Genomic DNA, 21,020 nt, shown 5'->3' with positions numbered 1-21,020 from the left:
TCGACCCCGGCTTTTGTCTTAATTCTGATTCGAAAGATAATGGATGATTGAGATCAGAACAAACCGGAGGCATGGCCGGAATTGGCCATGAAAAATAACATGGGGATGGAAAGCATGGTATTCGTGCGAGACGCCAGGAGTGCCATCCGTCCGGCCTTGGCTTTTTCTTCAGGTGTGGCTTCCTTGAGCCCAAGGACTTTTTTCTGATTGGGCCAAATGATTCCCCACACATTCAGCAACATAATGGTCCCAAGCCAGGCACCCATGCCGATCACGGCATCCGGTCCCTGCAGCATAAATGCACTTCCCATACGATGTTGATTCATCAGGAGGGCGGCCCCAAATATCCAGGTGAACAGGGCTCCCCAGCGAAACCACCAGAGCGCATTGGGTACCAGGTGTTTAAAGGCTTCAGCCTTGGTTTCGGGTGTGACGGCTTTGAGAAATGGCACTTGGATGAAATTAAAGTAATAGAGAATTCCAATCCAGGTAATGCCCGCGAGGAAATGCCCCCACGCTAATAAACTTTCCATAAAATGTCCTCTATTCGTGTAGGTTGATTAATTATGTCTTTGGAGGTGATGAGGTTCACACCAGCATTTTGACCAGGCCGTATAGGACCACAGTCAATACAAAGCCAGCAGTGATGGTGCCAGAGATCGTATCGAGCGGATTGCCCATTGTCTTCCTCCTTTATTGTTCGTAGTAATGAGAAGCGGGTTGTGTCATGTGGCTACGGAACGAAGCCAACACATATCTGGTGCTCTAGCCTAACGTAGACCGGCTATCTTGTTCAAGATATCTGACAAAAGGATTCGAAAGCATTTACTTCGGGGTGCCCCGACGTGTTTTTGCTGGAGTCGAAGCCGGCAGACAGAACCGCCACAATTTTTTTGCCCATTCTCCCGCATAGTCCACGCCAATCCGAGGCAGAGTTTGAATCTGTTTTGGCAAAACTCCCAGACCGTGATCTTCGATCCAAAGTATGCTGCCAAGCGTGGTATCCAGTCCGTTATGCGTCCGATTAATTTCTAAAAATCGGCAGACCCGGCCGGGACCGTCGATGCGCCTGGGCAAATCCGGAGAATGATCCCCTCCCAAGATTTCCAATCCTCGAATTAAGACTGCGGCAGGATATTGCTCTTGTTCAGTCACGATATTGAGACAGTGGTACATTCCATAAATCAAATATACATAGGTGAAGCCAGCAGGGCCAAACATAATTTCTGTCCGTTTCGTTCGGCCTTTGGAGGCATGACAGGCTCGATCCTCCGGTCCCACGTAGGCTTCCGTATCCACAATTTTGGCCTGGATGATCCCGTTTGGCGTGTGTTTGATCAACACCTTTCCCACCAGTTCTGACGCAACTTTCAACGTTGGCCGCTCAAAAAACAGTCTGGGTAAGGGATTGGGATGGTTCGAATGGTCCCCCTTACAAAGGGGAGAAATATGCATCATGTGACGTGAGGGCCGTAGGGGGGCAACGTCGTGAGACGACCATCGTCCATCGGGCCGCCAACAGTGAAATGATAAAGCGATTGCCACGTGGTTTGAGGATGAATGCCGAGAACCCGATGGACCGGATCATCAAAAAAACAGCCGATTCCCGTTGACCGGATGCCAGCCGCTTCGGCCTCCAGATAGAGCACTTGGCCAATCAGTCCGGTTTCCCAAAACAACCGTTTGTAAAACCACGGCCCATACGTTTCTAAACTCTTGTCGAATTCGGCTACCATTCCAAGCGCAAAGGCACTGTCTCCGGCAATGTCCTGCCCGCAACTGAGTTGTTTGGCCAAATTTTGCGCATTACCTTCTTCCAAAAGATAGAGCGGAAGATTGGAGGGGCATGTTTCAGGGGTCGACCAGACAAACTGCTCGTGCATCGCATTTTTGAAAAACATGAGGTCTCGGTGTTCTGGATTCCGATTGACCCAATATAGTCCAGGCGAGAGGCCATCTATACGATGAACGAACAAAATGAGGTGAATCGTGGGCTCCCAGGGAATGGCATCCCAGGGCATGGGTCGATCCGATAAAGGCAAGTCTCCTCTTGGCATGATCCGTTGCACCATGGTGAAAAAACGATCGGCGGGGAGGCCGGTTCTTCCGTCAAATGCGACGGCGCTTCGTCGTTGATGGATGATGTGACCAGCCCGGGGTTCAGATTCAATCAATTTCCCTTCGTTCATGAGGGCACGTGAAGCATGAAAGGCAATGCGTTCGGGTTCTTGAGTCGATTTCCAGGAGGCCTCCGTGACCGAATCGATAATTTCCCACAGGACTGGTTCATCTTTGCTCAAACGGTTTGCTGTGCCTTTCCATTCTCCGGATGTGAGCACGGTATCATCAAGATCGTTGAATGCCAGATTCAGCGTGGGAGGGGGTTGAAGGTTTCTGCGCCAGACTGCCGCCAGTAATTCCGGGTATTCCCGTTCTGCCTGCTGGAAATCCTGCGGTCTGGTCAAACCCAGAAGCCGTGCGATCGTCTCGTCTGAGGTGCCACTCAACACCAACAGATTCCAGCCTAAGGTCGCCGCGGCAATTCGCAATGTGCCGATCGCATGGCCCGTATCATGTTGGCAGTATCGAAAGGCCCGCTCTCCATATTTCCATGCTTCCCGCCAATGAACGGATGTGAGGCCTACCAGAAATCCTTCAGAAGGCATGTCTTGAAGTATCGATTGGGCAGGGTCGGAAGGAAGAGCCCAACGGTATTCGAGGGCATGTTCCTTCGGGGCATAGTGGTACAGGCCCGGTTCTACGGCAAGGTGAGGCAGGGAATCCGTGAAGAGATAACCCTCGGTGGGGTGGAGGTTGCCGCTGGAAGGATTACTCCGCAATGCCCAGCTGGTTCCGTTGTAGGCTTTCCACGCCGTCAGTGATAACCCATATTCAAAGAAACGAGAAAGTGTGTTGAGGGTGATGGGTTGCGAGGGGATCGAGGGCGGATGAAAGAGTGATTCATATGGCGGAGACAGCGGGTCTTCGTCGAGTGGGAGGTGTGGAAGCGGAACAAGCGGCGCGCCATCGAATCGGCGGAAGGGATTGGGTTGATTGACCCAATCCAAGTATCCTAGCGACCGGGCGTACCGGTTGAACTCATGCTTAGTCTGCTCGTGATATTGTTTGACGTGGTCAAGGGCTGTTTTCGATTCCTGCTTGGACATGTGGGTGTTCATATGGACAAGTGTAACACCGTGAGAGGTGAGTGAAACAATATGTCTTCCTTACCTCGATGAGTCGATGTCCCACCGCTTTTATTTACAGCTGACGGGTTGTTACACGTCGAGGTTGTCCGCCAGCCCGGCATTGGCCATCAAAAATTCATACCGAGCTTCGGTGCGTTTACCCATCAAATCCTGGAACGTCCGGTCGGTTTGCAGTTCATCGAGCAATTCGACTTTGAGTAAGCGACGAGTGGCGGGGTGTAAGGTGGTGACTTTGAGCTGTTGAGGAAACATTTCCCCCAAGCCTTTGAAGCGGCTGATGGTGGGATTGGCATTGCTGCGGGCCCCTGCCACAATCCGTTCTTTTTCCTCGTCGGTGCCGGCCCAGTGGACTTCCTTTCCGATTTCAATTCGGTAGAGTGGCGGTTGGGCAATGTAAACGTGGCCTTGTCTTATCAGATCAGGCATGTGCCGGAAAAAAAACGTTAGCAACAGTGTACTGATGTGATAGCCGTCAATATCCGCATCCATCAACAGGATAATTTTATGATACCGGAGTTTCTTGAGATCAAAGTCTTTCCCGACTCCACAGCCCAAGACTTTGACGACATCCGCCAGCTCTTTGTTCTCAACCACTTTGGCAAGTGTGAGTTCTTCCGTGTTTAGCACTTTGCCCCGTATGGGAAGAATCGCCTGATTTTTTAAGTCACGGCCTTGTTTGGCCGTCCCGCCCGCAGAGTCCCCCTCGACGATAAACAGTTCGCTGATGGTTGGATCCGTGCTCTGGCAGTCGGCCAGTTTTCCCGGCAGGTTGAGGCGATGGCTCACGGCCGACTTCCGCATCACGGCTTTGGAGGCTTCACGAGAGGCTTCGCGGGCTCGTGCGGCCAGGATCATGCGACCCACGAGGGTTTCCGCAATGCTTTGGTTTTCGTTCAGATAAGTTTCAAGTGCCGGCCGGACCAGATTATCCACTTGTGCCTGCACTTCCGGATTATTGAGCCGCTCCTTCGTTTGCCCCTGAAACTGCGGGTGGAGGACGAGGACGCTCAGTACGGCCGCCATGCCCTCGCGAATATCTTCGGCTTGAAGGGAGAGGCCTTTGGGCGTGAGATTGTGGGTGTCGATGTAATTGCGGGCAGCTTTCACAATGCCGCCACGTAATCCCATTTCATGCGTGCCCCCATTCGGAGTGGCCACCCCATTGACATAACTTTTGACGAATTCGGCGGGTTCATCAGTCCATTGCAAGGCGACTTCCATCTTCAGCGCTTGGGCCCCTCCTTCAGGGCCTGATGCGCCATTTTTAAATTGGCGTTCCAGGTAAAAGACGAAATCGACGGTCGTTTTTCGACCGCGATCCGCCACTAATTTGCGCAAGTATTCCTGAATGCCCTGTTCGTGATGAAACAGGTGGGTTTCTCCAGTGGTCCCATCTTTAAAGGTCAGCTTGAGCCCCTTGTGCAGATAGGCCTTCGCATCCAGCGTGTCCTGTAACACCGCGGGATCGAATTGAATGGTTTTGCCGAATATTTTGGGGTCGGGACGAAAATAGACCGAAGTCCCGGTTCCTCGTGCATTGCCCAAGGCTTTGACGGGACCTTGAGGTACCCCGGCCTGATAGGTCTGTTCCCACTCTTTGCCGTCACGTTTCACCTGAACTTCCAGGTGACGGGACAGGGCATTTACCACCGAGGCGCCGACTCCATGCAATCCGCCTGAATGGATGTAGCTTCCCGTATCAAACTTTCCTCCGGCATGTAAGGTGGTCATAATAATTTCTAATGCCGACTTTTTGTGTTTGGGATGTTTATCCACCGGAATGCCACGACCGTTGTCCGTGATGCGGAGACCTTCACGCGATTTATCCAGTTCCACGATGATGTGAGAGGCGTAGCCATTAATGACCTCATCGATCGCGTTATCCAGAATTTCCCAGACTAAGTGGTGCAGGCCCGTCTTATCGGTTCCTCCGATATACATCGCAGGGCGGCGTCGGACGGGCTCAATACCCTCCAGCACCACGATGTCACTGGCATCATATGTTTTACCCATGAGTGGATCCTTGTGAGTGAATGAGAATGAAAAAGTGGAGTGTTGAAAACAAATGGGCCACCTTTCAGGATGGGACGGCAATGCGTTCTCGCCCCTTTGCCGGGCTCACGTACTCCTCCGTACGCTCCGCCCATCTAAGCGGCTGCGGCCTTGCTGGACGCGCCTTTTTGAACACTCCATCATAATCTTTAGATTAGTTTCGGTCATTCATATGTTTATGGAATTCCCAAATAGTTAAAATATCTAACAGCCACAAAAGGTCAACCTGTTCATTGTATCGTGCGCCAGGAAGTTAAGGGGTAACTTCTGATTGGAAGATCGGCATGGTCAATTCAGTTGGCATCATGCCGGTCAGACGACCCCGCTTAAGCAATGGATGTCCTTTCCCTCCACGTCCAACCACCTGGTACTTTCGAAGGGAGACGGAAAGAGTGCCACCGTCTTCTTTGGCAAGCACGAGCTCTTCCTCTTTTGAAGACAATAATTTAAATCCAACCACGGTATCGTTTTGGTCTAATTTCAAGACGATGACTCCCCGGCCGGGTCCGGCCAATTGCGCTACTTCTTCGGCCTGACAAAGCAAGGCTCGTCCTCGCGCGGAGACGACCGCCACGACGGTTTTTTGCAGAGGGGCGGTTACCTGGCTGATCCCGACGACTTCTTCCCCTTCCTTGAGTTTACAAAATTTTCGGCCCAGTCGGGTCGAGGGCTCCTGGAAGGGGTCAAGCTCAAACCTGATCCCCATCCCGCTTGAAGTCATGGCGACGGCTTCTCCGTATAAACCGGATGGGGTGCTGTCGAAGAGTGGCAAGTTCCGACCTTTTGACGGAGCAAAGGCGGACACTCCCGTTGCCCGCATACGCGGGTCGAAGCTCAGCCCCTCAATAATACGTTCGCCATCTTTGAATTTAAAAAGCTTTTGCGCCGGATCTCCAAAGCCGCTTCGGGCCGGTGGAATATCGCCGATGCGAATAGAGTAGGCGCTGCCATAATTGGAAAAGAACACCACCGATTCAAGGGTACTCCCGCCTAAAATCGTCATGACCCGATCGCCTTCCCGAACCCGTGCTTTGGAAAGATCTTTAATAAGGCCCACTCGCCGGATCCATCCATCTGCGGAAACGGTGATCACCGCATCTTCTTTAACCCGGAACGCGTCCGGATCAAACTCCACTTCCTCGGTTTGCCGCCGGCCGATTTTGGTCCGACGTTTGTCCCCAAAAGCCGTGGCGACCTCCTCCAGTTCTTTTTTGACCACATCCCATAATTTGGTATTGGAAGCCAGAAGGGTTTTGAGATCCTTGGCCTGGCGCAGCTTGTCGGCCAGCTCATCCAGCATTTTTTTGATTTCGGTTCGGGATAATTTATAAATGGGCGTTTCCAAAATCGCGTCGGTTTGAATGGGTTCGAGTCCGAATCGTTGTTGGAGTTTATTGGCAGAATCGGCTTTACCCTCACTTTGCCGGATGATCTTGAGCACCTGATCCAAAGCGTCGAAAATAAGTTTGAACCCGTTCAGGATATGGATTCGTTTTTCCAGGACTTGCAAATCGTAGCTGAATCTTCGCTTAACGGTGGTAAAGCGAAAGTCGATGAACTGTTCCAGCATCTGCTTGAGATTCAGGCAGTCAGGACGCGCCACGGTCGATCCTGGTACCGGAACCAGGCACGTCAAATTAACGGAAAAGTTATTTTGCAGAGGCGTATGTTTAAAGAGGTAGGCCATGGCCAGATGGGGATCGGCATCTTTTTGTGTCTCGAGCGCAATTTGAACTTCGGTCGTGGACTCATCCCGGACATCCACCAATTGCGGAACCTTTTTGGTGATGATTAATTCGCCGATCCGTTCCACAATCGTGGACTTATCGACGGCAAAGGGAATGGATGTAATGAGAATGGCTGATTTCCCGTGATCCAATGCTTTGACTTCATATTCTCCCCGAAGCCGGATCGACCCCTGTCCGGTCTCATACATTTCCCGAATCTCGGATTTGTTGTTCAAAATTTCGCCGCCTGTCGGGAAATCCGGGCCTTTCAGGTATTTCATGAGATCCGAAATAGAGGCATCCCGTTTCGCAATCAAGGCGATCGCGGCCTCGATCACCTCTCCTAAATTATGGGGGGGAATATTGGTGGCCATGCCCACAGCAATCCCTGTGGATCCATTCACCAGCAGATTGGGGAAGCGGGCGGGGAGTACCAGCGGTTCTTCCGCTTTGCCATCGTAATTGGGTTGGAAGTCGACCGTGTTTTTATTCAGTTCATTCAGCAGTTCGAGTGCGAGGGGTGTCAGACGGGCTTCGGTATAGCGATAGGCGGCTGGACGGTCACCGTCCTGGCTGCCGAAATTTCCATGGCCATCCACCAGGGTGTTGCGTAATGACCAGGGCTGGGCCATTCGAGCCATCGCGTCATAGACCGCCGCGTCCCCATGTGGATGCCATTCACCAATAACGGATCCCACGACCTTGGCGCTCTTGATGGGAGGCCGGTCAGGCACAAGGCGATGATTGTGAAACATGGAAAATAAAATGCGCCGCTGCACGGGTTTCAATCCATCCCGGATATCCGGAAGGGCCCGGGAGGTAATAACCGAGAGCGCATAATTGAGATAGCGTTGACGCGTTGTCTCATCCAATAGAACCGGGATGACTGCTGACGGGTTGTTGGTGGAATTATCGGTGCCAGACCGGGTTCGTTTGGCCATACGTTCGTATCCTTTGATGACTCAGAGGGTCTTGAAATTCATGTGGGATTCGGGATCTCGGAGGGTGAAGCCGCCTTATGATATTACTGGACTGGCGCGGGCGAGGGGCCTAAGTGTGTTGTGGCCGGTTCCGGTTCTTCATCCGTTGGTTTAACCAGAGAGGGCAATCCTAACTGGTCTTTGATGCGGGTTTTCACCCAAAACGGATCCCACCATTCCGTGGGATTCACCTGTTCGCCATGCAAAATCAAACTAAAGTGCAGGTGATCGCCGGCTGCGAGACCGGTGGTGCCTGATTTGCCAATGGGTTGTCCCAGGGTGACCGCGTCACCGGGTTTGCCTTCAATCGAGGAGAGATGCGCATACAAGGAGAGCAATCCATATCCATGATCAAGAATAATCGTGTTCCCATAAATTCCCAGATATCCAGCAAATATGACAATTCCGTTATTAGCCGCTTCGACGGGATAATGCTGGGTGACGGCAAGATCAAACCCTAAATGATCTTGGGTATCGACGACCTGTCCCTTATACGTATATTTGCGGTGATCCGCGAAGGAGGCTTCAACCTGTGAGCCCGACAATTGGCGAAACGCCCCTTTCCAGAGAAATTCTTGGCGGCTGCTCTTAGCCAGTTTGGAAATAGTCTCGTTATTCATTTTGCGTAACGTGTCGTTGACCAGAAGGAAATCCTTCAATGGATCGCCCATACTTTGTAATTCAGGGGTCTGTGCCAGAATGGTTGGGACCGTTTTACGAATAAATGAGTCGGAAATCGTGATGGAACGGGTACGCCAGGATTGAGGTTTGACCTTGAAACTCACATCCATGAGAGCGGAATTGCCATACCCGTCGTCGGCAATAACTTGAATCGGGGTCGAGGACGGCAAATTATAAGGAAAGGCAATGAAGGCAAACATTCCGGCTTTGTCCGGAGCAGGATATCCCGGGAAAAAGGCTTCCCCAATCTTTACCCCGTGAAGGGACACTTCCGGGATCACTCGATACCTGACGATCCCTGTTCCACCTTGCACGATGGTCGTGGGGGGTGATAGGAGTTCCAATCTGGGTGGTGTAAATTGCGGGGTAAATTCCTTCTCCAATCGTTGTCCGTTCCCTTCAAACCAGTTTCGCCAGGAATAATCCCTGGCGGTCACAATGAGTTGAGCCTGACCCTGCCGGCGTGGCAGGTCCGAGTTGGCATAGGGAACAATGTTTAGCGTGAATTCATGGTCCCGTCCTCCGGCTGCCGAAAACCACCCCTCGGAAGAAAAGGATTGGTCGGCCAGGCTGAATGTTTCCATGTTGTGAATAATGCGAACTGAGATGTCCCGAAGACCGGTCTCATCATCATGAATACGAAGAACCAGTGGCGTGGTTGGGCCGACCAGCTCGAACGGTTGCTCGAGAGAAATTTCAGGGGCGGTGGAATCTCCCCATCGTGCGTTCCCAATTAATCCCAGGTAAATGGCGATAAGAGCCAGGACGATGATAAACAGCAAGCCTTTTTTAGACACGATCGAGGTAACTCTTCCTCCAGAGGATGGTGCGAGCAGGACAAAAAATGTTCCTCTTCTTATACCATACCCAGGCTTCAGAGCAAGTGTATGATCTGTCTGAAGAGACGGTGAAGCGCGCGCGCCGGATTCCTTACCATAGAAATCGGCTTTCTGTACTCTTGACATGGACAGGATGATCGCCTAGCCTGTGCCGGGCCACAGCCAGGCCTCATGTCTCATATTACTCCTCTCGGGCGAGGTGTTTTGTCCAGATGGAAGATGTGGGATTTCCCGCTCCCTGAATGGTTGGTCAGGAGCTTGGTTTCATGGAAGAAGCCGGTGGCTTCTTGGTGACAAACACATTCCCGAACATTTTCTCAATATTCCTTTATTTTGACAAATGGTGTTCCGATATATGTCGGTAGTGCCGAACAGGCGACAGCCTGATCGGCATTTTCTGAATCAACCGTCTTTCCACATGGGGGGCTCATGCCAGGGTTGAGTGATATTCTAGGGTGGTTTTCAAGTGATTTAGCCATCGATTTAGGTACGGCAACGACACTGGTCTATGTTCGTGGTAAAGGCATCGTCTTGAGTGAACCCTCGGTGGTGGCCATCGAAAAACAATCGAACACGGTATTGGCCGTGGGTGTCGAAGCCAAGCGCATGGTGGGAAGGACGCCGGGTAATATTGTGGCGATCCGCCCGATCAAAGAAGGGGTCATTGCCGATTTCGCCATGACCGAACGCATGTTGCATTATTTTATTACCAAAGCGCATAACCGACGGGCGTTCGTCAGGCCTCGCTGTATTATTGGTGTGCCATCCCGTATCACCGAAGTTGAGCAACGGGCCGTCCGTGAATCGGCCAGCCAAGCCGGCGCCCGGGAAGTCTATCTCATCGAAGAGCCGGTTGCGGCAGCAATTGGAGCGGGGTTACCGATCACAGAACCTTCGGGGAACATGGTGGTCGACATTGGAGGAGGTACCACCGATATTGCTGTCATTTCCCTTGGAGGCATTGTCTGTAGCGAGTCGGTGAAAGTGGCGGGTGACTCCATGGACGATGCCATTATGAGTTATATTAAGCGACGATATAACCTCCTGATCGGTGATCACATGGCGGAAAAGGTGAAAATCGAAGTCGGATCTGCCTATCCGTTAGAACAAGCCAAAACGATGATGGTCAAAGGGCGGGATATGATTTCGGGTATTCCCCGGACGGTAGTGGTGAATGATTCCGAGATTCGAGAAGCATTGGAAGATCCCATACATGCCATCGTGAATGCCTTACGAAACGCCTTGGAGAATACGCCTCCGGAATTAGCCGGAGATATTATCGATAAGGGAGTGGTGATTACAGGCGGGGGTTCGCTGTTGCCGGGCATCGCCACGCGGTTTCAGGAGGAAACCAATCTGCCCATCATTACGGTGGAAGATCCCTTAACCTCCGTGGTGTATGGCGTGGGAAAAGCTCTTGATGAAGTCGATTTGTTCCAAAAGATTCAAAAATTTTAATGGTAGCCTAGGGCAAGGCAATCGAGGCGTGAGGTGCGATCTGAAAAATCTTGCCTTGATGACCGATCACATAGAGTTCTCCCTCAGGATCTTCCCCAAAAGACGCGATTCGTAGTTCCGTATCCAGCAGTTGTGTGGTCTGTCCGTTGCGATAACCCCAGATTTCTCCGGTACAATAATCCCCGAACACATAGAGCCCTTCTAATGAAGGCACGCGTTTTCCACGATAGACATAGCCTCCGGTCACCGAGCATCGTCCCTGTTCGTGTCGGTATTCTGTGACCGGCGGCGTGATCACCTGCTGGGCCGGTTCGCAGTTCTTGGCGGGATTGAAACAGTGGGTGCCCTCTAAGAGCCGCCATCCATAGTTTTTCCCCTTTGCAATTACATCGATTTCTTCCCAAAGGTTCTGTCCGACATCCCCGGCCCATAAGTCTCCGGTCCGGCGGTCAAAGGAAAAGCGCCAGGGATTGCGAAGGCCAAGCGCAAAGATTTCAGGTTGGCCCGGTTGTCCGACAAAGGGATTGTCGGGAGGTATGCGGTAGGGAGGCGGTCCATCAATATCGATCCGAAGGAATTTACCCAACAAAGACTTTCGATTTTGCGCTCGATTCTCCGGATCACCGCCTGCTCCGCCATCTCCCGTCCCAATATACAAGAATGCATCGGGGCCAAAGGCGATCATGCCTCCATTATGGTTGCTGTAGGGTTGTGGAATGACGAGTCGGATGGTTTCTTGTGGGTCCGCCCGGGCAGGGTCGGATGATACGTGGTATTCGGCAATCACCGTGGCCCCGTCTTGTGCCCTGGTGTAGTTGACAAAGAACCGGCCATTTTTCGAGTACTGAGGATGGAATGCCAGACCCAGGAGTCCTCGTTCCCCTCCTGTGGACAGCTTTTCAGCGATATCCAGGAAAAGAGACGGATTCCGTTGGCCTGGGGTCAGGATGACAATGCGGCCACTCTGTTCTACCACAAACAAGCGATTGGTCTGATCCGGACTGGCGGTGAGAAAGACCGGCTTGGAAAAGTCATGTTCCACCAGGGGTTGCAATTCAATGGGGCCTTTGACAGGGGCAGGTTTTCCAGAAAGACTCCAGCCCGAGGTTGACCAAAGGCCTATCGTTATGCCTATGACGATTCCCATCATCACGGGGCCCAGGTTTCTATGAAGGGGTCCAGAAAGGTGGGATGGCTGATTTCGGGAATGGATTGAGCGGAATAGGGATTGCCCGGGAAATCGATGCCTTGTTATAACTTGGGAAGCCATAACGGTAACGTGAAGGAGCGTAAGATGATTTTAAAGTATGAGTCCGATATCCTAGATGATGAAAATGCCCGAGGAAATTTCTATCATGTTTGTCAGGGAAAGGTCCAGGACACGCCGGTCGGCATTCCACCTGAGGATCAGCCCTATGAATGCCCTGCGTGTGGCATTGATCTGGAACAGGAAGACTTTTTGTTAGCGCAACAACGAGGGTGGTCATAATGTCGGTTGAGACCGCACCCACCTTAGGCAGGGAGGACGGTATGCATTTACCACGTAGCCAGGGAAGAAAAACGGTATCGGTTATGCGCGGCCTCATGATGCTTTGCCCAGCGTGTTACGACAGCATTCATGAAGAAAAGTTAGTGGATGAAAAAAACTATGTGGCGGATCATGAAACATTTTTTGACGTGATTTGTCCAGGCTGCGAAGATTTGAATCGTCCCCTCATCGACGATATGTTGGGCAGTTCGGAATAGCCCCGGTCACCTCTTGACCGGGCATGCTGAACCGGTTCCTTTCCCCCATACGACCGGGACTTCCAGCCGGCCTCAAGACTTTCGCGGGTTCAATTCTTCCTAATCCAATCTAAGCGTCGGCATTTGCCTTGAGGTTTTACGATTATGTTTTCATAGGGTCATGTGCGCATGCAGTTTGAGATAAGAGCGCAGAATCCACTGAACTTTTTGTGCCGCTACTGCACAAACTGATCTGACGGCCCATCCCATCCAATTGTTCAATCCATTCGCCTTTTCAGCCCCTTCCTGGGCGTGAACTTCCTGTCTTTGTTCGTTTCCTTAATTCCTGTGCAGATGTAACCGATAAGAAGATGAGAGTTAAAAGTTGTCGTGAAGATTCCCGAGCAGGAGGTGTCCGATGGGAGGCTTCAGAGCTGGTCCACTGATCTTTGCGGTCTTTGGTTTCTCACCCATCTTTCTGATTTCTTTCCCCTCCACAACGTTGTCGTGTGATTCTTTACTCAATCCTTCAGCCTTTCAGGTAACGACCTTCACCCAAAATACTCTCCTTCCTAATGGAATGATGGCCATCCGGTATCCTGAAACGGAGCAGGAGAGCTCTCCGCATGTCAGTGTGCATCGAGTATTGATGGTGATTCCTGGACTACAGGAATTCCTTCCTGAAGCCTCGGATATGCACTATCGAATCGTTGAAGGGGATGGCACAATTGGATGGATAACCTATATCCTTTCGGCCCAGGCACTTTTCTATGGTGTGGGTGAGGATTCGTTAGGTTTTCCCGAAAAGATTTGGATTGATCCTGAAGAAGATGGCCTGAATGGTAATGAACATATCAATGGCAGAGAGCCTGATTCGGGGAAATAAGGCTGTCATCTGCTACCTGAAGGTTGACTTCCGGACCGCTTAATTCATCGAGCAGGCGCCTGGTCCACGGGGATCCCCGCAGGATCCGCAACTGCCTGGATCAACAATGTTCATGCCACTGCCTGTCCCCCCTACGGCAAATCCCGTCAACTGTTTCTCAAGTCTATTCGCCTGACATTCCGGACATTCCGGGATGGTTGAGCCATGGACAAGCATCTCAAATTGATGCGAACATTCCTGACACCTATAGGCAAAAATCGGCATGGGTTCTGGACCTCCTTTTGAATGAAATGGTACATCTAGTATAGGTGATCATGTGAGATGAGGACAATGGAGGTTCGCGATAGGGAGTGGCCTCCGGTCATGATGGAGAAGGAGAAAAAGATGTATCAAGAGGAGGAATCGTTTAATCTAAGGTTTTCCCTGGAAGCCAATTTCCCGGATGAATATGAGGGCGAGGAGGATGAGAGGGCATGGGTTACTCAATGGGAAGAGCAAGTCAAGCCTGATATCGTAAAAAGTGTTTTCCGGACATTGGAACGGTACCCCGATTGGGTGGCACGCTTTCGCAATCGAGGGATGGCAGCTACAGACGAAATTGAAATTGTGCTAGAGAAAACCTATACAGATCCATCACTGAATTAACCCGATCATGTTCCTTATGTCATTCATGAATCGGTGCTTGATCCTGGGTGTGGCCTTGGCTTGGATGGCAGGTTGGCCTGTGCTTGTGTATGCCCAGAACCTCACGTATGCCCCCACCCCAAGTAATCCGGTTGGGCGCGCTCCGCAAGCCATTACTGCGGGAGATTTCAATGGGGACGGATTGTCGGATATTGCGACGGTTAACGGCACATCCGACGACGTCTCAGTGCTATTAGGCAACGGCAATGGCACCTTTCGATCGGCTGTGTCCTTTGGAGTCGGGAAAATTCCGCTAGCGGTCGTTGCCGCCGATATGGATGGTGACGGCCTCCTTGATCTGGTTCTGGCCTTAAGCGGAGCTGATCAGGTGGTTGTGCTGAAAGGTGAGGGCACCGGCCTGTTTAAGAAGTTAGTCAGCCAGGGGGCAGGCAAAGGGACGACTTTTCTAGCGGTTCGGGATGTAAACGGGGATGGGTGGAGTGATGTGGTGGCGGTAAATAGCGGACGCTTTGGATATTACCCCCCTTTTGATCTCTCGGTGCTCTTGAACGATGGGAAGGGCGGACTGTTGGCCCCTGTGACCTATGAACAGGACGGGCGGGACGGCATGTTTCCTACCGGAGTGCTGGTCGAGGATCTGACAGGCGATGGAAAACCGGATCTGAGCGTGACGTGGAGTCAGCCGAGTTGGCGATCCCCGAACGGGCTTGTTTCCATTCTGAAGAATACCGGTAATGGGAAGTTTGTCCTTGAGAAGGAACTCAAGCCGGGCTTCACCTTAAGCGCGATCCAGGGTGCCGACATCAACCATAATGGATTGGTGGACCTCGCTGTGACCAGTCTCTTTTCGGATACCGTACGCATTCTGCTTCAGCGCGAGGCGGGATCGTTTACCGAACTGGATCCCATTAAGGTGGGTTTTGCGCCGGTGGGAGTGGTGTTTCGTGATTTCGACGGAGATCAAGAGATGGACATGGTTGTGGTCAATCGTGATTCCAATAGTTTGTCGATTTTATTGGGGAATGGAGCCGGACTTTTTACCTCGGCGGGCCATTTTGGTGTCGGAGCCACGCCTTCAGCAGTGGTGGTGGAGGATTTTGATCAAGACCAATTTCCCGATCTGGCCACGGCCAGCACGAATATCGATGGCGTGTCGGTCCTGCTTAGCGGAGATGGGGCTATCCCCCTCCCAAGCTTGAGCACGGATGTCCTGGTCTTTGAGATGCAGTCGGGTCAGGAGACGAATCCTTCATTCTCTCATCACATGATGCGCGTCTCCAACATCGGTTTGGGGCTGCTCAAAATTGTGGATGTGAAAATTACCGGCAATGAAGCGGACGCCTTTTCTGTTGCGGATAACACCTGCGCGGATGTGACCTTGCATACGGGCGATTCGTGCACGCTCCAAGTCGGATTCGCTCCACACGGACCGGGAACCCACGATGCCATGCTCACGATTCACGATAATGCCAGCGGTAGTCCGCGACGCGTGGTGTTAAAAGGCCTGGTGAAAAGTTAAGCAGGCGCGTTCGTTGGAACGAATATATAGCTGAATCAGCCCCTCTTACCCTCCTTTCCCATCACGCCAAGTGATTTTTGCGCTTCAAACCTTCCCCATAATCCGGTATGCTCTCTTTCCATTCCTTGAAGGGTCTGTTGAATATTTCAAACACCTTGCTGTTTCATCAGGATATGGATACTCAAGGCTCACCAGAAAAAATAGTGGAGTGTTCAAAAAGGCTTGTCCAGTCCTGCCCTGAGTCAGGTAGAAGGGAAGACCGCGGCCGATTTGGACGGGCGGAGCGTACGGAGAGGTACGTGAGCACGGCCAGGCGGCAAGAACGCATTGCCGTCCCATCCTGAAAGGTGGCCCATTTGTTTTCAACACTCCTGTGAAGAAGAGTGTGTTCGATGCCGATTGCCGGTCAATCCAGTCAAAATGTATGGGTGGGGATAGATATCGGAGGGACCTTCACCGACTTTGTCATCTATTCCTCCTCGGATCAATCTCTCCAGCGATTTAAAATTCTTTCCACCCCGGCCGATCCTGCGGAAGCGGTCCTGCAAGGGTTAGCCCAACTTCCTCACCATCCCGGTCGTCATATTGTGCATGGTTCCACTGTGGCCACAAATGCCATTCTGGAGCGCAAAGGGGCGCGGACGGCTCTCATTATGACAAAAGGCTTTCGCGATGTGCTGCTGATTGGACGGCAAAATCGTCCTGCGTTGTACGACCTGTTCCCTGTTATTCCTCCGCCCTTAGTCCCGCGTGAATGGTCATTTGAAATCTCGGAGCGGGTGGATTGTGAAGGGACCATCCTGACGCCTCTTCAAGAACAAGGCCTCGTCTCAATTCTTGAAATGTTACGGCATGAAGCGATTCAGTCGGTGGCCGTATCGTTTCTGTTTTCCTTTGTGAATCCTGCTCATGAGCAATGGGTGACAAACCGATTGCGTGAAGAAGGATTCTTTGTGACGGGTTCTTCCGAAATCCTGGCGGAATTTCGGGAATATGAACGAACCAGTACGACGGTTGTGAACGCCTATGTGTCCCCGGTTCTTGATACCTATTTGGGTCGGTTAGAACGGGAGATAAAACCGACCGAATTTCATATTGTCCAATCGAACGGGGGGCGTATTTCCGTCGCCCAGGCGCGGGGGCATGGTGTCCGTTCCATTCTGTCTGGTCCGGCGGGAGGTGTGGTGGGCGCGCGATACCTGGCAGGGTTGGCGGGCTTCACCCGGATTCTGACGTATGATATGGGCGGGACGTCCACAGACGTGGCGTTGGTACATGAGACGATTCATGTTACGACCGAAGCCAAAGTCGGGGGAAATCCCATTCGTGTGCCTGTCATCGATATTCATACTGTCGGTGCCGGAGGTGGCTCTCTGGCCACCGTGGATGCGGGCGGCAATCTTCGTGTGGGACCTCAAAGTGCCGGAGCGCAACCGGGTCCGGTGTGTTATGGGCGGGGCGGGACCATCCCGACGGTCACGGATGCTCATGTAGTGTTAGGGCGATTGCCCACCGACGGGTTTTTAGGTGGCCGGATGAAATTGAATGTTGAGTCGGCGCAACAGGCGTTTGATGAACTGAGTCGGCAGATGGTTTTGGCCCCTCGTTCCGGCTTGGATGTCCGACAGACCTTGGCCTTGGGTATGATCCAAATTGCCAATGTCCATATGGAGCGCGCACTGCGTGTCATTTCAGTGGAGCGGGGAGAAGATCCCAGGGAAACTGTTCTGGTGGCATTCGGTGGGGCCGGCGGATTACATGCCTGCGATCTGGCCAGAGCACTGGGTATTCCGCACGTGTTGGTGTCGCCCATGGCCGCCACGCTCTCTGCTCTGGGCATGTTGGCTGCGGAGGTGCAATTGGATTATGTCCAGACGGTGATGCTGCCGGGAGATACACCGATTGAGATCCTTGAACAGTGCACCCAACCCTTGGTTGATCAGGGGCAAAAGGACTTACATCGGGAAGGGGTGGATCCTGACCAATGGATTTTCTCTCGAACGGTCGATGTGCGTTATGTCGGTCAATCCTTCGACTTAGCGGTGCCGCTGACTTCGATGTTCCGCGAGGAATTCCATCGAATTCATTGTGTGCGCTATGGCTATAGTCAGACAGAGACGCCGGTCGAAGTCGTGAATGTACGTGTCCGGGCAGTCGGCCATGTGACGCCGCCCACCATTCCCACCAGGACGCTGGGGTCAGCGGATCCGACTGCAGCTCGATGGGAAGATCGTCCGGTGGTTTTGCCTCAAGGGATGCAACCGGTCCCGCATTATTGGGGAGCCCGCTTGCGTCCGGGACATGAAATCCATGGACCGGCCATTCTGGTTCTGGATGATACCACCATCTATCTTGGACCCACGGATCACGTAGCGATTGATACCTATTCGAATATTCTCATAAAGGTTGGAGCCACCGATGGATGATCCCATTCGCACGGAAATGATGAAGCACCGGTTGGTGTCTGTGGCCGAGGAAATGGGCGCTCGCCTGCAGAGGGCCGCCTTCTCGCCCAACATTAAAGAACGCTGTGATTTTTCCTGTGCGGTGTTTGATGCATCCGGAAATCTGGTCGCGCAAGCGGCGCATATTCCCGTGCATCTTGGTGCCATGCCGTTGTCTGTCCAAGCCTGCCTTGAGTCATTGACGTTGGCGCCTGGTGATGTGGCCATGGTTAATGATCCCTATCGCGGGGGCACACATCTTCCTGATCTCACCGTGGTGTCGCCCGTTTTTGTGGAAGACACCTCTCCTCCCACTCTCCTGGGGTTGGTCGCCAATCGTGCGCACCATGCCGACATTGGGGGAATGTCGGCGGGGTCGATGCCGTTGTCACAGGAAATTTTTCAAGAAGGCCTCATTATTCCCCCGGTGAAACTCATGGTGGGCGATAAAAAAAATGATGACATCTGGCGGATGTTATTGGCGAATGTCCGTACTCCAGAGGAACGCATGGGTGATCTCCAGGCTCAATTGGCCGCGAATCAGATTGGAGGTGAACGGATGCGAGTGATGGCTGAACGGTTTGGCGTGCAACCCCTGCTCGTGGAAATGGATGCCCTGCTTCGTTACAGCGAACGCATGACGCGCCAGTTAATCAGCACGTTACCCAATGGCTGCTACCGTTTTGAAGATGCCCTGGATAACGATGGATTCACTGAGAAGCCTGCCGACATTCGTGTGGCCATCATGATTGAAGATGAAGAAGTCACAGTCGATTTTTCGGGAACCGATGCCCAACGGCCTGGTAGCATCAATGCAGTCTATCCGGTCACGTTGTCCGCAGTGGCCTATGTGTTCCGATGTGTCTTGGGGTTGGATATCCCTGCCAATAGCGGATGTTTGCGGCCGATTCAGATTATCGCGCCTGCAGGCACATTGGTAAACGCCAGACCTCCTGCCGCGGTAGCAGCCGGAAATGTCGAAACCTCGCAGCGAATTGTGGATGTTTTACTTGGAGCCCTGGCGCAAGCCTGCCCTGATCGCATTCCGGCGGCCAGCCAGGGCACAATGAATAATCTCACCATCGGTGGATGGGATCAACGACACAACCGCCCCTTTGCCTATTATGAAACGATCGGCGGGGGGATGGGCGCGGGTCCTCAATTCGATGGGGCAAGTGGCCGCCATTCACACATGACCAATACCCTGAACACGCCGGTGGAAGCCGTTGAATATGCCTATCCGTTTCGAGTTTCCCGCTATGCCCTGCGCGAAGGCTCTGGAGGAAATGGTCAGCATCAAGGCGGGGACGGGATCGTGCGGACATACGAATTTCTTCAGCCTGCCGAGGTAACGCTGTTGTCCGACCGCCGGATTACCAAGCCCTATGGATTGGAGGGGGGCGCACCAGGTAAATCCGGGTGCAACAGCCTGAGGCAAAATGAAACCGAAAAAAATGTCAGTGGAAAATGTTCATTCTCTGTTGAAGCAGGCAATGAACTTACTATCGAAACTCCAGGAGGGGGTGGATATGGAATCAAGTAGAATTTTGGTAAATTCGAGAAGAGCGACTCCACAAGTATGGAAAACTTGAAATTAGAACCTCATGCATGATCCTGGGTCTTCCCGCCTGATACTTTTAGTCAATCCCTAATAGACCTCATCAATAATCTCGTATCCGAATAGATACAAAGCGTATCTTAGGGCCTACCCGAATCCTCCCCATTCTTTTCTTTGAATTTGTTATCACCGTTCCTTTGTTTTAACAGTGCAATAGTTTTAAAGAGTTAGAGTCTTTGTCCATTAGTCGTCAGCGTGAGGAATGGGTTTTGCTGTTACTCTACAATGGCACAGAAAAAAGTGAATATAACAGAGAGAGAGAATGGATATCGTGGTTCATTGGTGCGTAGCACCTGATCGGTATGACAAATGGAAAATCTGTTGAAAGGACTTGGGGCAACTTCAGGTGCAGGTACACGTTTTGACAACGAGCCCAAAAAGGAGAAGACCATGCCTGCCACACAGCTTCAATTCTATCAAGTGGGCTCATATCCCTATCCTTATGCGACAACCGGAACCGGCAGTGCGTTAACCGTCTGTCGGCGATACAACGATCCGTGTTTGGCGTTTCTCACGCAGACCTCCTATGAGGATGAAATTGTGTTTTTGTATCTGCATTTGAGTGTGTCGCAAGAAGCCGGTCGCCTTCAGACACCTCCCGGTCATGATGTCATTAGCGGGATGGACTATGCCATTTTTCGAAATATTATTTGGGCCGTGCAATCGACACAGAATCAGGACACGATCATCGGCTTCGATCCAGAGACGGGGACCGTCACGGATACGATTCTTGTTCCACCGAGAAGCGGGGCCGCTCTGGCATATAACGGTTTGTATTTTGTGCGGTCTGACGGCAACGTGCTCGAGGCGATTAGCAATTCCGGTGTTGTTCTGGGAAGTGTGAATGTCCCGCTTGGATCCAGCGTACAAGGGTTAAGTGCAGCGCCCTGGTCGTATGTCGCCAGTGATACCAGTCGAAATAGACTCCTCGTCTTGAACGTGTTTGGAAATATCATCGCGAAATGTCCGAATCCTCCTGGCGCAGCCGGCGGGATTACCGCAGTGGCGTATGACAATATCCTGGACTTTGACCAAATCTCACAATTGCCAACAGAAAACGGTGCGTGGGGTGATCCGGGAACCCTATATCATCCAGACACCCTTTGGAGTCCTGCACCGTGGATGATGCGGCATAACATCTATCTGGCCAATGAATTGGATCAGACGATTTATTTTGGATATTTCCACGAGTAAGGCCATGAGACAACTCGGAGCCACATCCTCATTCACCCCCCTT

At 52.1% G+C, this 21,020-nt stretch carries 17 protein-coding genes; 9 read left to right on the top strand and 8 right to left on the bottom strand.

The window, feature by feature from the left end; all coding sequences use genetic code 11:
- Window positions 1-53 precede the first annotated feature (53 nt).
- The 6 genes from PP769_RS02060 to PP769_RS02035 all read right to left on the bottom strand — a co-directional run bounded on the left by PP769_RS02060 (window position 54) and on the right by PP769_RS02035 (window position 9,614).
- Window positions 54-533, bottom strand: coding sequence for a urate hydroxylase PuuD (locus PP769_RS02060; RefSeq protein WP_312644589.1), 480 nt, complete (start codon window positions 531-533; stop codon window positions 54-56).
- A 292-nt stretch (window positions 534-825) separates the two neighbouring features.
- A complete protein-coding gene (locus PP769_RS02055) occupies window positions 826-1,455 on the bottom strand; it encodes a DNA-3-methyladenine glycosylase (RefSeq protein WP_376753413.1) in 630 nt (209 codons plus the stop codon).
- The gene (locus PP769_RS02050) at window positions 1,455-3,167 is read right to left on the bottom strand and encodes a SagB/ThcOx family dehydrogenase (protein WP_312644585.1); all 1,713 of its coding nucleotides are present in this window, start codon (window positions 3,165-3,167) and stop codon (window positions 1,455-1,457) included. Before PP769_RS02050 ends, PP769_RS02055 begins: the two co-directional genes overlap by 1 nt.
- A gap of 111 nt (window positions 3,168-3,278) precedes the next feature.
- Window positions 3,279-5,222, bottom strand: a complete 1,944-nt coding sequence (locus tag PP769_RS02045; protein ID WP_312644582.1) for a DNA gyrase/topoisomerase IV subunit B — start codon at window positions 5,220-5,222, stop codon at window positions 3,279-3,281.
- Between the two features lie 292 nt (window positions 5,223-5,514).
- Window positions 5,515-7,929, bottom strand: coding sequence for a DNA gyrase/topoisomerase IV subunit A (locus tag PP769_RS02040; RefSeq protein ID WP_312644580.1), 2,415 nt, complete (start codon window positions 7,927-7,929; stop codon window positions 5,515-5,517).
- 83 nt (window positions 7,930-8,012) lie between these two features.
- The gene (locus PP769_RS02035) at window positions 8,013-9,614 is read right to left on the bottom strand and encodes a M23 family metallopeptidase (protein WP_312644578.1); all 1,602 of its coding nucleotides are present in this window, start codon (window positions 9,612-9,614) and stop codon (window positions 8,013-8,015) included.
- Window positions 9,615-9,917: 303 nt separating this feature from the next.
- On the opposite strand from PP769_RS02035, the gene PP769_RS02030 reads away from it, so the two are divergent.
- Entirely contained in the window at window positions 9,918-10,946 is a 1,029-nt protein-coding gene (locus PP769_RS02030; protein ID WP_312644576.1) for a rod shape-determining protein, read from the top strand.
- A gap of 7 nt (window positions 10,947-10,953) precedes the next feature.
- Here the strand turns inward: PP769_RS02030 and PP769_RS02025 are convergent, their stop codons facing one another.
- Window positions 10,954-12,096: a PQQ-dependent sugar dehydrogenase gene (locus PP769_RS02025; RefSeq protein WP_312644572.1), complete on the bottom strand. Its 1,143-nt coding sequence runs from the start codon at window positions 12,094-12,096 to the stop codon at window positions 10,954-10,956.
- 144 nt (window positions 12,097-12,240) lie between these two features.
- On the opposite strand from PP769_RS02025, the gene PP769_RS02020 reads away from it, so the two are divergent.
- The 3 genes from PP769_RS02020 to PP769_RS02010 all read left to right on the top strand — a co-directional run bounded on the left by PP769_RS02020 (window position 12,241) and on the right by PP769_RS02010 (window position 13,557).
- Window positions 12,241-12,435, top strand: coding sequence for a hypothetical protein (locus tag PP769_RS02020; protein WP_312644570.1), 195 nt, complete (start codon window positions 12,241-12,243; stop codon window positions 12,433-12,435).
- Between the two features lie 41 nt (window positions 12,436-12,476).
- Entirely contained in the window at window positions 12,477-12,692 is a 216-nt protein-coding gene (locus PP769_RS02015; RefSeq protein WP_312644567.1) for a hypothetical protein, read from the top strand.
- Between the two features lie 397 nt (window positions 12,693-13,089).
- Window positions 13,090-13,557, top strand: a complete 468-nt coding sequence (locus PP769_RS02010; RefSeq protein ID WP_312644565.1) for a hypothetical protein — start codon at window positions 13,090-13,092, stop codon at window positions 13,555-13,557.
- A gap of 39 nt (window positions 13,558-13,596) precedes the next feature.
- Here PP769_RS02010 and PP769_RS02005 read toward each other — a convergent pair whose 3' ends face one another.
- A complete protein-coding gene (locus tag PP769_RS02005; RefSeq protein WP_312644563.1) occupies window positions 13,597-13,821 on the bottom strand; it encodes an FmdB family zinc ribbon protein in 225 nt (74 codons plus the stop codon).
- A gap of 57 nt (window positions 13,822-13,878) precedes the next feature.
- Between PP769_RS02005 and PP769_RS02000 the strand changes: the two genes are divergently transcribed.
- The 5 genes from PP769_RS02000 to PP769_RS01980 all read left to right on the top strand — a co-directional run bounded on the left by PP769_RS02000 (window position 13,879) and on the right by PP769_RS01980 (window position 20,977).
- A complete protein-coding gene (locus tag PP769_RS02000) occupies window positions 13,879-14,202 on the top strand; it encodes a hypothetical protein (RefSeq protein WP_312644561.1) in 324 nt (107 codons plus the stop codon).
- A 16-nt stretch (window positions 14,203-14,218) separates the two neighbouring features.
- Window positions 14,219-15,721: an FG-GAP-like repeat-containing protein gene (locus tag PP769_RS01995; protein ID WP_312644559.1), complete on the top strand. Its 1,503-nt coding sequence runs from the start codon at window positions 14,219-14,221 to the stop codon at window positions 15,719-15,721.
- 392 nt (window positions 15,722-16,113) lie between these two features.
- Window positions 16,114-18,147, top strand: coding sequence for a hydantoinase/oxoprolinase family protein (locus PP769_RS01990; protein ID WP_312644557.1), 2,034 nt, complete (start codon window positions 16,114-16,116; stop codon window positions 18,145-18,147).
- The gene (locus PP769_RS01985; protein WP_312644555.1) at window positions 18,140-19,708 is read left to right on the top strand and encodes a hydantoinase B/oxoprolinase family protein; all 1,569 of its coding nucleotides are present in this window, start codon (window positions 18,140-18,142) and stop codon (window positions 19,706-19,708) included. The genes PP769_RS01990 and PP769_RS01985 overlap by 8 nt, the downstream gene beginning before the upstream one ends.
- Window positions 19,709-20,173: 465 nt before the next feature.
- Complete coding sequence (locus PP769_RS01980; protein ID WP_312644552.1) at window positions 20,174-20,977, top strand: hypothetical protein; 804 nt, start codon at window positions 20,174-20,176, stop codon at window positions 20,975-20,977.
- The last annotated feature ends 43 nt before the right edge of the window (window positions 20,978-21,020 follow it).

Source organism: Candidatus Nitrospira allomarina (assembly GCF_032050975.1).
Lineage (GTDB): Bacteria > Nitrospirota > Nitrospiria > Nitrospirales > UBA8639 > Nitrospira_E > Nitrospira_E allomarina.
Note: the sequence above shows the minus strand (reverse complement) of the source record. Positions and strands in the feature narration are given on the sequence as shown.

Coding starts and splice junctions, on each gene's coding strand:
- PP769_RS02060 (WP_312644589.1), bottom strand. CDS start 533: ATGGAAAGTTTATTAGCGTGGGGGCATTTCCTCGCGGGCATTACCTGG.
- PP769_RS02055 (WP_376753413.1), bottom strand. CDS start 1,455: ATGCATATTTCTCCCCTTTGTAAGGGGGACCATTCGAACCATCCCAAT.
- PP769_RS02050 (WP_312644585.1), bottom strand. CDS start 3,167: ATGTCCAAGCAGGAATCGAAAACAGCCCTTGACCACGTCAAACAATAT.
- PP769_RS02045 (WP_312644582.1), bottom strand. CDS start 5,222: ATGGGTAAAACATATGATGCCAGTGACATCGTGGTGCTGGAGGGTATT.
- PP769_RS02040 (WP_312644580.1), bottom strand. CDS start 7,929: ATGGCCAAACGAACCCGGTCTGGCACCGATAATTCCACCAACAACCCG.
- PP769_RS02035 (WP_312644578.1), bottom strand. CDS start 9,614: ATGTCAAGAGTACAGAAAGCCGATTTCTATGGTAAGGAATCCGGCGCG.
- PP769_RS02030 (WP_312644576.1), top strand. CDS start 9,918: ATGCCAGGGTTGAGTGATATTCTAGGGTGGTTTTCAAGTGATTTAGCC.
- PP769_RS02025 (WP_312644572.1), bottom strand. CDS start 12,096: ATGATGGGAATCGTCATAGGCATAACGATAGGCCTTTGGTCAACCTCG.
- PP769_RS02020 (WP_312644570.1), top strand. CDS start 12,241: ATGATTTTAAAGTATGAGTCCGATATCCTAGATGATGAAAATGCCCGA.
- PP769_RS02015 (WP_312644567.1), top strand. CDS start 12,477: ATGCATTTACCACGTAGCCAGGGAAGAAAAACGGTATCGGTTATGCGC.
- PP769_RS02010 (WP_312644565.1), top strand. CDS start 13,090: ATGGGAGGCTTCAGAGCTGGTCCACTGATCTTTGCGGTCTTTGGTTTC.
- PP769_RS02005 (WP_312644563.1), bottom strand. CDS start 13,821: ATGCCGATTTTTGCCTATAGGTGTCAGGAATGTTCGCATCAATTTGAG.
- PP769_RS02000 (WP_312644561.1), top strand. CDS start 13,879: ATGAGGACAATGGAGGTTCGCGATAGGGAGTGGCCTCCGGTCATGATG.
- PP769_RS01995 (WP_312644559.1), top strand. CDS start 14,219: ATGTCATTCATGAATCGGTGCTTGATCCTGGGTGTGGCCTTGGCTTGG.
- PP769_RS01990 (WP_312644557.1), top strand. CDS start 16,114: ATGCCGATTGCCGGTCAATCCAGTCAAAATGTATGGGTGGGGATAGAT.
- PP769_RS01985 (WP_312644555.1), top strand. CDS start 18,140: ATGGATGATCCCATTCGCACGGAAATGATGAAGCACCGGTTGGTGTCT.
- PP769_RS01980 (WP_312644552.1), top strand. CDS start 20,174: ATGCCTGCCACACAGCTTCAATTCTATCAAGTGGGCTCATATCCCTAT.